The sequence below is a fragment of the Variovorax sp. P1_H12_2 genome (genome assembly GCF_056405335.1).
This window is the reverse complement of record NZ_JBFUCI010000177.1, coordinates 1-11,940: the sequence shown is the minus strand read 5'-3', so window position 1 is coordinate 11,940 and position 11,940 is coordinate 1. Positions and strand designations below refer to the sequence as shown.

The following is an 11,940-nucleotide window of genomic DNA, read 5'->3' as shown; positions in this document are numbered from 1 at the left end:
CCCTCGAAGCCCTCGGCGCCGAACTGCGCGCGCGCCACTGGCAGGCCCAGCGCGATGCCGGCCTCGACTTCGTGACGGTGGGCGACTTCGCCTTCTACGACCACGTCGCCAACCACATCCAGCTGCTGGGCTGCGAGCCGCCGCGCTTCGAGTTCACGGGCGATGCGCCCGAACTGGCGCGCTACTTCACGATGGCGCGCGGCGTCGCCGACGAGGCCGGCCACGAAGGCTGCGCGCACGGCGGCCACGCCACCTTCGCGCTGGAAATGACCAAGTGGTTCGACACCAACTACCACTACCTGGTGCCGGAGTTCTCGGCGAATACCCGTTTCGGCCTTTCGTCGGTGCGCCTGTTCGACGAGGTCGCGCAGGCGCAGAAGCTCGGGCACAAGGTCAAGGCGGTGCTGCTCGGGCCCCTGAGCTTCCTGTGGCTGGGCAAGGAGAAGCAGGCCGGCTTCGACCGCTTCACGCTGCTGGACGCGCTGCTGCCGGTCTACGAGCAGGTGCTGGCCCGTCTCAAGTCGCTCGGCGTGGAATGGGTGCAGATCGACGAGCCGGTCCTCGGCCTCGACCTGCCAGACACCTGGCGCAACGCCTTCGAGCGCAGCTACTGGCAGCTCGCACGCAGTGCGCCGAAGCTGCTGCTCGCCACCTACTTCTCGCCGCTGGCGGAGAACCTCCGCCTGGCCTGCCAGCTTCCCGTGGCCGGCCTGCACGTCGACGCCGTGCGCGCACCGGAAGAGCTCACCGGCGTGGCCGACTGGCTGCCCGCGCACAAGGTGCTGTCGGTCGGCATCGTCGACGGCCGCAACATCTGGCGCACTGATCCCGATGCGGCGCTCGCTCGGCTCCAGCCGGTGGCCGACAAGCATCGGGGCGAGCTCTGGATCGCGCCCTCGTGCTCGCTGCTGCACGTGCCGTTCAGCCTCGCGGCCGAGACCGGGCTCGATGCCGAGATCAAGTCCTGGCTGGCGTTCGCGATCGAGAAGCTCGATGAATTGCGGGTACTGCGGGCGGCGCTGGACGGCGAGGACAGCGCCGTCGAGGCCGAACGCGTCGCAGCCCGCAAGGCCGTGGCCGCGCGCCGCGCCAGCCCGCGCGTGCACCGCGCCGACGTCGGGCTGCGCCTGGCGCGCAGCGTGGCCAGCGACGATCGCCGCCTGTCCGGCTTCGCGCAGCGCCAGGCCGAGCAACGCGCGCGCTTCGCGCTGCCGCCCTTGCCCACCACCACCATCGGATCGTTCCCGCAGACCGGCGCGATCCGTGCGGCGCGCGCCGCCTTCAAGCGCGGCGAACTCGATGCCGCGGCCTACCGCGAGAAGATGCAGGCCGAGATCACGCTCGTGGTTCGCAAGCAGGAGGCGCTCGGGATCGATGTCCTGGTGCACGGCGAGGCCGAGCGCAACGACATGGTCGAATACTTCGGCGAGCAGCTCGACGGCTTTGCGTTCACCGCCAACGGCTGGGTGCAGTCGTACGGCTCGCGCTGCGTCAAGCCACCGGTGATCTTCGGCGACGTGGCGCGGCCGGCGCCGATGACGGTCGAGTGGACCGCCTACGCGCAGAGCCTCACCAAGCTGCCGATGAAGGGCATGCTCACCGGGCCCATCACCATCCTGCAGTGGTCCTTCGTGCGCGACGACCAGCCGCGCAGCGTCACGACCGAGCAGATCGCCTGGGCGATCCGCGACGAGGTGGTGGATCTCGAGCAGGCCGGCATCGGCATCATCCAGATCGACGAGCCGGCGATCCGCGAAGGCCTGCCGCTGCGGCGCGCGGGCTGGAAGAACTACCTCGCAGGCGCCACCCGGTCGTTTCGCATCAGCGCCTCGGGCGTGGCCGACCGGACCCAGATCCACACCCACATGTGCTACTCGGAATTCAACGACATCCTGCCGGAGATCGCGGCGATGGACGCCGACGTGATCACCATCGAGACCAGCCGCTCCGACATGGAGCTGCTGYGCGGCTTCGGCGACTTCAGGTATCCGAACGAGATCGGCCCGGGCGTCTACGACATCCACTCGCCGCGCATCCCGAGCACCGACGAGATGGTGCGTCTGATGCGCAAGGCGGCCGCGGTGGTGCCGGCCACCAACCTCTGGGTCAATCCCGACTGCGGGCTCAAGACCCGCGGCTGGCCGGAAACCGAGGCGGCGCTGGCGAACATGGTGGCGGCGGCGCGGATCCTGCGCGACGAACTCAGGCCGGCGCCGGGCCGCCCCAAGCGGCCTGCGGCCCCCTCGGGGGGCAGCGACCACACGAAGTGAGGGAGCGTGGGGGCTCTCAACCCGCCGGCTTCTCCTTCTCGTCCGCCACCGCGTACGGCGTGAACCGGCTCTCGTTCTCGTTCACGTCCAGCGGCCGGCCGACGAACGGAAAGGCCCGCTGCGGGCAGGCCACGCGCTCGCAGACCTTGCAGCCCATGCCGATCGGCGTCGGCACCTCGGGATCCTTCAGGTCGAGGCCCTTCGAATAGACCAGCCGCGGCGCGTAGCGGATGTCGCAGCCGAGGCCGATCGAGAAGGTCTTGCTCGGCGAGCCGAAGCCGCGCTGCCCATGCGACACGGTGCGCGCGATCCAGAGGTAGGCGCGGCCGTCCGGCATGCGCGCGAGCTGCGGCAGGATGCGCCCCGGCTGCGCGAAGGCCTCGTAGACGTTCCACAGCGGGCAGGTGCCGCCGGTCTTCGAGAAATGGAAGTGCGTCGCAGACTGGCGCTTGGAGATGTTGCCGGCCCGGTCCACGCGAATGAAGAAGAAGGGCACGCCGGGCGCCTGGGCCCTTTGCAGCGTGCTGAGCCGGTGGCAGATGGTCTCGAAGCCGACGCCGAAGCGGCGCGCGAGCTGGTCGATGTCGTAGCGCAGCGTCTCGGCGGCACTCAGGAAGATGCCGTAGGGCAGCAGCAGGGCCCCGGCGAAGTAGTTGGCCAGGCCGATGCGCGCCAGCGCATGCGCCGGCGGGTCCCCGAAGTCCGCGCCGTCGACCAGCGACTCGATCAGATCCGCCTGTTCGAGCAGGGCGAGCTGGGTGGCCAGCTGGAAGGCCTGCTGGCCCGCCTCCAGGCTCGTGGACAGGCGCAGCACGCGATGGGCGGGATCGTAGCGGCGCTGGCTGTCCGCCGCGCCATCTTCCGCGGGAACGACACGCACGCCGTGGCGCTTCAGGAGCCGCTGCAGCAGCCATTCGCCCAGCGGCCCGCCGTGGCCGCGGGCCTCCGACGCCAGTCCTTCCGCGGCGACGTCGAGCGAATCGAAGTAGTTCCGATGGGAAAAGAAGAAGTCGCGCACCCGCTCGAAGGGCATCGGACGCGAGCCCGCCAGATCGCCGCGCCCATCGCCCAGCTCGGCCGCCATCGTCTCCAGCCGTTCCATCGCCTCCTGGTGACGGCGATGCAGCGCCAGCAGCGCGCGGCCCACGGCGGGCATCTGCGAGGCGACCTCGCGCAACTCGGGCAGCGACACCACCTCGCCGCCCGGGTTGTCGGCGAGCGCATCGCGCAGGTCCGCCACCAGCCGGGCCTCTTCGTCCTCGGAGAACTGCTGCACGTCGACGCCGAGCGCGCGGCTGATCCTGAGCAGCACGGCGACGGTCAGCGGCCGCTGGTTCTGCTCGATCTGGTTGAGGTAGCTGGGCGACAGGCCCAGCGCATGGGCCAGCGCCACCTGGCTCAAGCCGCGCTCGGCCCGGAGCTTGCGCAGGCGCACGCCCATGAAGGTCTTGCGCATCAGGCCGCACTCCAGTCGTTCGCAAGATTCGCAAATTCGAGGTTTTTCATTCGCAAGTATTCGCCAATTCAGGCCTTCATTATGGAGATCGAACTGCGTAAATTGCGAATCATGACCAACGAGTTCGCATCCCCCTCCGGCTTCAAGCCGAAAAAGTCCGTCGCGCTGTCGGGCGTCACCGCCGGCAACACGGCGCTGTGCACCGTCGGACGCACCGGCAACGACCTGCACTACCGCGGCTACGACATCCTGGACATCGCCGAAGTCTGCGAATTCGAGGAGATCGCGCACCTGCTGGTGCACGGCAAGCTGCCGACCGCGGCGGAACTGCGGGCCTACAAGGCCAGGCTCAAGGCGCTGCGCGGCCTGCCCGCGAGCCTGCGGGAAGCGCTGGAACAACTGCCCGCGAGCGCGCACCCGATGGACGTGATGCGCACCGGCGTCTCGACGCTGGGCTGCATGCTGCCCGAGAAGGACGACCACAACCTGCCCGGCGCGCGCGACATCGCGGACCGCCTGATGGCTTCGCTCGGATCGATGCTGCTGTACTGGTATCACTGGTCCACCCAGGGCAAGCGGATCGAGGTCGAAACCGACGACGACTCCATCGGCGCGCATTTCCTTCACCTGCTGCACGGGCGGCGGCCCACGCCGGAGTGGGAGCGCGCCATGCACACCTCGCTCAACCTCTACGCCGAGCACGAATTCAACGCCAGCACCTTCGCGGCGCGTGTCGTGGCCGGCACGGGCGCCGACATGTACTCGGCCATCACCGGCGCGATCGGCGCCCTGCGCGGCCCCAAGCACGGCGGCGCCAACGAGGTGGCCTTCGAGACCCAGAAGCGCTACGACTCGCCCGACGAAGCCGAGGCCGACATCCGCCGGCGCGTCGAAGCCAGGGAGGTGGTGATCGGTTTCGGCCACCCGGTCTATACGGTGAGCGATCCGCGCAACGAGGTCATCAAGGGCGTCGCGAAGTCGCTGTCGATCGCGGCGGGCTCGACCAAGATGTTCGACATCGCGGAGCGCCTCGAAGCCGTCATGTGGGAGGCCAAGAAGATGTTCCCCAACCTCGACTGGTTCAGCGCCGTGAGCTACCACATGATGGGCGTTCCGACCGCCATGTTCACGCCGCTGTTCGTGATCGCCCGCACCTCGGGCTGGGCCGCCCACATCATCGAGCAGCGCATCGACAACAAGATCATCCGGCCGAGCGCGAACTACACCGGCCCCGAGGATCTGGCCTACGTGCCCATGGCAGAGCGCCGGTAACGCGCCCCTCCTCTCTCCCTCCTCTCTCCCTTTTCCGTTCCTCACTTCTCTCTTCACCCGCATGTCCGCACACATCAGCAACGTCCGCCCCGAATGGGACTCCGTCATCGTCGACATCGTCGACTACGCGCTCGGCTACGAAGTCCGATCCGACCTGGCCTGCGACACCGCCCGCCACATCCTGATCGACACCCTGGGCTGCGGCCTCGAGGCGCTGGAATATCCCGCGGCGCGCAAGCTGCTCGGCCCGATCGTCAAGGGCACGGCGGTGCCGAACGGCGCCAGGGTGCCGGGCACGCAGTTCCAGCTCGACCCGGTTCAAGCCGCCTTCAACATCGGGCTTCTGATCCGCTGGCTGGACTTCAACGACACCTGGCTGGCGGCCGAGTGGGGCCACCCGAGCGACAACCTGGGCGGCATCCTGGCCGTGGCCGACTGGCTGAGCCGCAGCGCAGTCGCCGCGGGCCGCAAGCCCCTTCTGATGCGCGACGTGCTGACGGCCATCGTCAAGGCGCACGAGATCCAGGGCGTGATCGCGCTGGAGAACTCCTTCAACAAGGTCGGCCTCGACCACGTGCTGCTGGTCAAGGTGGCCTCGACCGCCGTGGTGTCGCAACTGCTGGGCCTTTCGCGCGACGAGACGCTGGCCGCCGTCTCGCTGGCCTGGGTCGACGGCCAGTCACTGCGCACCTACCGCCACGCGCCGAACGCCGGCAGCCGCAAGAGCTGGGCGGCGGGCGACGCCACCAGCCGCGCGGTTCGCCTGGCGCTGATCGCGCAGACCGGCGAGATGGGCTACCCCTCGGCACTGACCGCCAAGACCTGGGGCTTCTACGACGTGCTCTTCAAGGGCCAGCCCTTCAGCTTCCAGCGGCCGTACGGCAGCTACGTGGCGGAGAACGTGCTGTTCAAGATCAGCTTCCCGGCCGAGTTCCACAGCCAGACGGCGGTGGAGGCGGCGGTCGCGCTGCACAAGCAGTTGAAGGCGGCCGGCAAGACGGTGGAGGACATCGGGAAGATCACCATTCGCACGCACGAGGCCTGCATCCGCATCATCGACAAGCAGGGCCCGCTCCACAACGAGGCCGACCGCGACCATTGCATCCAGTACATGGTGGCCGTCCCGCTGATCTTCGGCAACCTCAAGGCGTCGGACTACGAGGCCGACGTGGCCGCCGATCCGCGCATCGACGCCCTGCGCGCCAGGATCCATTGCGTGGAGGACGCGCGTTACACCCGGGACTACCACGACCCGGAGAAACGCAGCATCGCGAACGCGCTGACCGTCGAGTTCAACGACGGCAGCCGGCTTGCCGAGGTCGCCGTCGAGTATCCGATCGGCCACCGGCGCCGCCGCGCCGAGGGCATTCCCTTGCTCGAGGCCAAGTTCCGCACCAACCTCGCGCGCAGCTTCCCGAAAAAGCAGCAGGACGCGATCCTGGCGGTCTCGCTGGACCCGAAGGCGCTCGACGCCATACCGGTGAACGACTACCTCGACCTCTACGTGATCTGATATGAAACTCACCCCCGAAGCGCCTTGCGGCGCCTCCCCCTCAAGGGGGCAACGCCAGCAGCCCGGCAAAGCCGGTTCTGCGGCGTTCCTGGCCTTCGATTGCGCCAGTCTCATGCGTCGTGGGTCACGCAATGGCGTGGTGGAACGCTGACATGGCGCTAAACACACGACAGATCCTGCGCGCCCTGGCCGAGGCACGCCGCGGCGTGCTGGTGCCCGGCGCCTTCAACGCGCTGTCGGCGCGAGTGGTCGAAGACCTCGGCTTCGAGGCCGTCTACGTCACCGGGGCCGGCGTCACCAACATGTGGTTCGGCCTGCCGGACCAGGGCTTCATGGGCCTGCACGAGATCGCCGATCACACCGCGCGCATCCGCGATGCGGTGGCCCTGCCGCTGATCGTCGACGCCGACACCGGCTTCGGCAACGCGCTCAATGTGCGGCACACGGTGCGCGTGCTGGAGCGCGCGGGCGCCGACTGCATCCAGTTCGAGGACCAGGTCGCGCCCAAGCGCTGCGGCCACTTCTCGGGCAAGGAGGTGATCGGCACCGCCGAGGCGGTGGCCAGGATCAAGGCCGCGGCCGATGCCCGCACCGATCCCGATCTGCTGATCCTGGCCCGCACCGACGCCTGCGCGACGCTGGGCTTCGAAGCCGCGGTCGAACGGGCGCAGAAGTTCAGCGAGGCCGGCGCCGACCTCCTTTTCGTCGAGGCCGTGACCACGGCCGCGGAAATTCGGGCGCTGCCGCAACGCGTGGCCAGGCCGCAGCTGCTGAACATGGTGATCGGCGGCAAGACGCCGATCCTCGGCGCCGACGAGTTGGCCGGACTGGGCTACGGACTGGTGCTGTACGCCAACGCGGCGCTGCAGGGCGCGGTGGCGGGCATGCAGAAGGCGCTTTCGGTGTTGCGCGACAAGGGCCGCATCGACGAGGACCCGGCGCTGGTCGTGAGCTTCGCGGAGCGCCAGCGCCTGGTGGGCAAGCCGGCGCTGGACGCGTTGGAAAAAAGATACACCGCCTGAAGGTCTTTGGCTCAGGCCTCTGTCAGCGTCTGGGCCGCGACCACGGCTTCGGTGCGGTTGCGCACGTTGAGGGCCCGGAAGATGGCGGCCAGGTGGATCTTGACCGTGCCTTCGCTGATGCCCAGGGCCCGGCCGATCAGCTTGTTGGGCTTGCCCTGCGACAGCAGCTGCAGGACCTCGACCTGGCGCTCCGTCAGCACGTTGCGCAGATGCTCGAGGGTCTGCACGGCGGCCGCCGCCGAGCCGCGCTGGGCGGCGCCCCCGGGGCCGCCGCCTGCGATGCCGGCGACGACACCGGGCGGCAGGGACGACAGCATCATCGGCGGAACGTAGACGCCCCCGGCCAGAACCAGGCGCACGGCCGACAGCATCACCTCGGGCGAGTAGGCCTTGGGAATGAAGCCGAGCACGCCGCGCTCGAGGGCGCTGCGCATGACCGCGGGGTCTTCGTAGCCCGACAGCACGATCACCGGCACGGCGGGATGGCGGCGGCGGATTTCGTCGATGTGGGCCTGGCCCTCGGCACCGGGCATGTTCAGGTCGATCATGGCCAGGTCGATGTCGTCCGAGGCCCTGGCGAGCAGCTCGTCGACGCTCATGGCCAGGACGAAGTCGATCTCGGCCTCGAGCTCCGACAACTTGGCCTTGACCGCCTCGATGACGAGCCGGTGGTCGTCGGCGATCAGGATTTTCATGGCTTTCCCCAGCGTCATGGATGAATTCGAGCAGGCCGACGATAACGGCGAACGAGACGCGCATCAAGGCGGATTTCGCTCCCCGAACGACATAGCTCCCAAGCGATATGGCGCCGGCTGGAGCGCATGGAAGAATGTTTCACATCCAAAAACGACCGGGGACATGGGCATGTGCCAACGACGCAGGCGCGATCGCAAGGCTCCGGTTGGCAAAAACGCCTAGCCGCGAGCGCGTTGCATGGCTCGGCTGATCGACTGCTTTTCCCGGCTGATCTCGTTCGGGCTCGGGCTGGACGCATCGATCGCGGCGCACCGGGCCGAACCCGGACGCGAAGCAGCGCGGCAACGGGCGCTCGACCTCCTCGAAGAGGCGCGCGAGGCTGCCCGGGCGCTTGGACGKTCTGCCACGGAGGTCGAATCGGCGCGCTTCGCGATGGTCGCCTGGATCGACGAGGTCCTGGCGCGGCACCCCCTTTGTGCGGCCGGCACGGCGCCGCTGCAGATGCAGCTGTTCAATTCCAACAACGCACAGACCGAGTTCTTCCATCATTTGTCGGCGCTGCAGCCCGGCGACGACGAGGTGCGCGAGGTCTACTGGCACGCGCTGGCGCTGGGGTTCAAGGGCCAGTATTACTTCGAGACCGGCGACAGCGGCGAGCTCGGCAAGCTCAAGGCCCTGCATGGCGAGCAGCTCGCGCTGCGGCCGGCGCGCCTCGACCACCCGGCACAGGAGCGCATCACGCCCCAACCCTGCGGCGTGCCCGACCCGCCGGGCCCGCGCGATCCGAAGTGGCGCGAGCGCATCCTGCTGCGCGCCGGCGGCGCGTTGGCGCTTTTGATTCCGCTGGCTTCCGTGCTCTGGTTCGTGCTGGCGGGCCCGGGCGAACGGCCCCCCACCCTGGCCCAGCGGGTCGACCGGCAGCTCCAGGCCGTGGCCTGCGCGGACCTCTCCGCCACGGTGGCAGCGGACGGCGCGACGCAGGTGCACGGCTTCGTCTCGCAACCCGACGAGATCGCCCGGGTGCAGCGGGAGGTGCGGGCCGTGCCGGGCGTCAGCGCGGCCCGGTTCGACCTCCAGCTGCGAATCTGGCCGCACTGCGAGGTGCTGGCGCTGCTGAAACCCTACCAGGCCCGCAACCGCGAAATGGCGACGGGCCTGGCGATCGCCACCCCCACCGCACCGAACGACCGCCTCCGGGAGGGCGACCGGGTGCTGATCGAAGTCGCGAATGCCCGCCGCGAAGGCTATCTGTGGGTCGACTACTACACCGCCGACGGTGCCGTGATGCACCTCAACGCCGGGGCCGTGCAACCGCTTCTGCGCGCCGGGGAAACCATCGAGCTCGGTCGCGACATTCCGTCGAGCTGGCTGGCCGCACCGCCTTTCGGAACCGTGCTGGTGACTGCGCTGTCGTCGCCCGTCCCCTTCGACGCCGCCGCCGAGCGGCCACCGTTCGAGCTGGCCTCGGCCTACCTCCAGCGGCTGCGCGAATCGCTGGCCGCGGGCGAATTCGGCGCCCGGGTGGTCGCCGAGGTCGTGTTCCTCGAAACCGTCCCGCGCTGAATCCGCGCGCCACTTCCCGATGAACGCGGTGGCGAGGCTCATTCGTCGTCGCGCACGCGGTGCTGGCTCATCAGGGTCTGCTGGGTCGCCGGCGGCACGGCCTCGTAATGGGACAGCGCGATGGTGTAGCGGCCCTGGCCGCTGGTCATGGCGTTGAGCCGCGACTGGTAGCTGGCCAGCTCGGCCATCGGCACCTGGCCGCGGATCACGATCGTTCCCACGCCCCCGTTCGCGGTGCCCGTGACCAGGCCGCGCCGCGCGGAGAGATCGCCGGTGACGTCGCCGATCGCATGGTCGGGCGCCGCGATCTCGATCTGCACGATCGGCTCGAGCACGATCGGCCGCGCAGCGCGGATGGCCGCCATGAAGGCCTTGCGCCCGGCGGTCGCGAAGGCGATGTCCTTGCTGTCGACGCTGTGGTGCTTGCCGTCGTGGACCACCACCCGCACGTCGACCACCGGGTAGCCGGCGACCGCGCCCGAGAGGAGCACCTCGCGCACGCCTTTCTCGACCGCCGGGATGAACTGGCCCGGGATCGCCCCGCCCTTGACCTCGTCGGCGAACTCGAAGCCGCTGCCGCGCGCCAGCGGCTCGATGCGCAGGAAGACCTCGCCGAACTGGCCGGCGCCGCCGGTCTGCTTCTTGTGCCGGTGGTGTCCCTCGGCCGGCGCGGTCACGGTCTCGCGGTAGGCGATACGCGGCGGCCGGGTGTCGACCTCGAAGCGGTAGACCTCGCGCAGACGCTCGAGCATCACCCGCAGGTGCAACTCGCCCAGGCCGTAGATGATGGTCTCGTTGGTCGCCACCACATGCTCGACGCGCAGGCAGGGATCCTCGGCGACCAGCTTGCCGAGGATTTCCCAGGCCCGCTGCTCGTCGCCGTGGCGCTTGGGCTCGACCGCCAGGCCGTGCACCGGGATCGGGAACCCCAGCGGCGCCAGATGCACGTGGTCGTCCTCGGCGGCATCGTGCAGCACGGCGTCGAAGTGGATCTCCTCGACCTTGGCCACCGCCACGATGTCGCCGGGCAGCGCCCGCGGCACCTCGACGTGATCCTTGCCCTGGAGCATGAACAGGTGGCCCACCTTGAAGGGCTTGCGGCCATCGCCCACGTAGAGCAGGCTGTCGCGCGTGACCGTGCCCTGGTGGACGCGAAAGATCCCCAGCTTGCCCACGTAGGGGTCGACCGTCACCTTGAACACGTGCGCCAGCACATGCAGCGAGGGATCGGGACGGGCCTGCATGGGCTTCGCCGCCGCACCCTCGCCGAGCAGGAAATCCGGCGGATTGGCCTCGGTCGGATCGGGCAGCAGCCGGACGATGACGTCGAGCAGCGCATCCACGCCGGCGCCGCTGCGGGCCGAGACGAAGCAGACCGGGATCAGGTGGCCTTCGCGCAAGGCCTGTTCGAGCGGCGCGTGCAGCTCGGCGGCATCGACGTCGCCCTCGGACAGATAGCGTTCGACGAAGGCCGCATCGACCTCGACCACCTGTTCGACCAGCGCCCGGTGCGCGGCATCGACGCTGCCGATGTCGGACTGCCCCTCGCGGTTGAAGAAGCAGTCGACCACCTGCGTGCCACCGGCTGCGGGCAGGTTCAGCGGCAGGCATTCGCGCCCGAAGACGGACTGGATCTGCGCCAGCAACCCTGCCAAGTCGACGCCCTGGGCGTCGATCTTGTGGACGATGACCATCCGCGCCAGATGCCGCTCGACGGCGTACGCCATCATGCGCAGCGCCATCGGTTCGATGCCGAGGGCGGCATTGATGACCACCGCCGCGGTCTCCACCGCTTCCAACGCGGGCAGGCTCTGGCCCAGGAAATCGGCACCGCCCGGCGTGTCGATCAGGTGCACCCGTGTGCCGGCATGCGTGAGGTGCATCACCRAGGCATTGAGCGAGTGCTGCATGCGGCGCTCGAGGGGGTCGTGGTCGCTGACGGTGCTGCCGCGCTCGATGCTGCCGCGCGCACCGATGGCGCCCGCCTTGTGCAGCAGGGCCTCGGCCAGCGAGGTCTTGCCGGCGGCCGAGGCGCCGACGAGCGCCAGGGTTCGTACCGCTTCCATTTCGGCCGTGTGGCCGTTCGTTCGGCTTGGCATGGGTGGTCTCCTCGGCGCCGGGGTCGGCAACCCAGCGTACGGGATCGGC

9 protein-coding genes are annotated in these 11,940 nt (G+C 69.3%); 6 read left to right on the top strand and 3 right to left on the bottom strand.

Annotated features, from left to right (window positions below; translation table 11 throughout):
- Nucleotides 1–2,270, top strand: a 2,270-nt coding sequence (gene metE / locus AC1D2K_RS18320; RefSeq protein ID WP_478090259.1) for a 5-methyltetrahydropteroyltriglutamate--homocysteine S-methyltransferase, incomplete at its 5' end; no start/stop codon positions are given.
- Nucleotides 2,271–2,286: 16 nt separating this feature from the next.
- On the opposite strand, the gene AC1D2K_RS18315 is transcribed toward metE, so the two are convergent.
- Nucleotides 2,287–3,726 carry a short-chain fatty acyl-CoA regulator family protein gene (locus tag AC1D2K_RS18315; RefSeq protein ID WP_478090258.1) on the bottom strand — a complete coding sequence of 480 codons (1,440 nt, stop codon included), beginning with the start codon at nucleotides 3,724–3,726 and terminating at the stop codon, nucleotides 2,287–2,289.
- Nucleotides 3,727–3,837: 111 nt separating this feature from the next.
- Here AC1D2K_RS18315 and prpC point away from each other — a divergent pair, with 111 nt between their 5' ends.
- The 3 genes from prpC (at nucleotide 3,838) to AC1D2K_RS18300 (ending at nucleotide 7,533) form a co-directional block, all read left to right on the top strand.
- Nucleotides 3,838–4,998 (top strand): bifunctional 2-methylcitrate synthase/citrate synthase, encoded by a 1,161-nt coding sequence (prpC, locus tag AC1D2K_RS18310; RefSeq protein WP_478090257.1) that lies wholly within the window; start codon nucleotides 3,838–3,840, stop codon nucleotides 4,996–4,998.
- 61 nt (nucleotides 4,999–5,059) lie between these two features.
- Nucleotides 5,060–6,511, top strand: coding sequence for a bifunctional 2-methylcitrate dehydratase/aconitate hydratase (locus tag AC1D2K_RS18305; protein WP_478090256.1), 1,452 nt, complete (start codon nucleotides 5,060–5,062; stop codon nucleotides 6,509–6,511).
- Between the two features lie 152 nt (nucleotides 6,512–6,663).
- Nucleotides 6,664–7,533: an isocitrate lyase/PEP mutase family protein gene (locus AC1D2K_RS18300; protein ID WP_478090255.1), complete on the top strand. Its 870-nt coding sequence runs from the start codon at nucleotides 6,664–6,666 to the stop codon at nucleotides 7,531–7,533.
- Nucleotides 7,534–7,544: 11 nt separating this feature from the next.
- Here the strand turns inward: AC1D2K_RS18300 and AC1D2K_RS18295 are convergent, their stop codons facing one another.
- Nucleotides 7,545–8,228 carry a LuxR C-terminal-related transcriptional regulator gene (locus tag AC1D2K_RS18295; protein ID WP_478090254.1) on the bottom strand — a complete coding sequence of 228 codons (684 nt, stop codon included), beginning with the start codon at nucleotides 8,226–8,228 and terminating at the stop codon, nucleotides 7,545–7,547.
- Here AC1D2K_RS18295 and AC1D2K_RS18290 point away from each other — a divergent pair.
- Both AC1D2K_RS18290 and AC1D2K_RS18285 read left to right on the top strand, forming a co-directional pair.
- Nucleotides 8,227–8,451 carry a hypothetical protein gene (locus tag AC1D2K_RS18290; protein WP_478090253.1) on the top strand — a complete coding sequence of 75 codons (225 nt, stop codon included), beginning with the start codon at nucleotides 8,227–8,229 and terminating at the stop codon, nucleotides 8,449–8,451. The two genes, AC1D2K_RS18295 and AC1D2K_RS18290, sit on opposite strands and share 2 nt — an antisense overlap.
- Nucleotides 8,452–8,466: 15 nt before the next feature.
- Nucleotides 8,467–9,792: a DotU family type IV/VI secretion system protein gene (locus AC1D2K_RS18285; RefSeq protein ID WP_478090252.1), complete on the top strand. Its 1,326-nt coding sequence runs from the start codon at nucleotides 8,467–8,469 to the stop codon at nucleotides 9,790–9,792.
- Between the two features lie 38 nt (nucleotides 9,793–9,830).
- Here AC1D2K_RS18285 and fusA read toward each other — a convergent pair whose 3' ends face one another.
- Entirely contained in the window at nucleotides 9,831–11,891 is a 2,061-nt protein-coding gene (fusA, locus tag AC1D2K_RS18280; RefSeq protein WP_478090251.1) for an elongation factor G, read from the bottom strand.
- Nucleotides 11,892–11,940 lie beyond the last annotated feature (49 nt).